The sequence below is a fragment of the Mesorhizobium sp. M00.F.Ca.ET.216.01.1.1 genome, assembly GCF_004010325.2.
Classification (GTDB): domain Bacteria; phylum Pseudomonadota; class Alphaproteobacteria; order Rhizobiales; family Rhizobiaceae; genus Mesorhizobium.
Genome location: NZ_SADR02000550.1, coordinates 1 through 286 on the forward strand (window position 1 = coordinate 1; position 286 = coordinate 286).

Genomic DNA, 286 nt, shown 5'->3' on the forward strand with positions numbered 1-286 from the left:
TTGTCGTGCACGTCATCGCGTACCAGTAATTCGGCGGGCGTGAGCCATAGGTAGCCGTTGTGCTGATCGGGCCGGCCGAGTCGTTGCGTGTCCGCAAGCGACAACGCATAGGCCAGCACGATGTAATGCGTCGAGACGCCAGACTCGCCTGCAAAGTTGTCGCTGTAGTGATGCTCGAAGACGCCCTCGAATCGCGCGGACGAACGTGCGAGCCTCGGCACGCCGAGTTCGGCGTCGGCAATGCGCGAGAACGCGGCGTCGAGTGTCTCGTCCTTGAGAATGCGGC

General features: G+C 62.6%; 1 protein-coding gene. It reads right to left on the reverse strand.

Translation table 11 applies throughout. From position 1 onward, the window contains the following. Window positions 1-286: NUDIX domain-containing protein (locus EN859_RS37410; RefSeq protein ID WP_348632979.1), on the reverse strand; the 286-nt coding region annotated here is incomplete at both ends.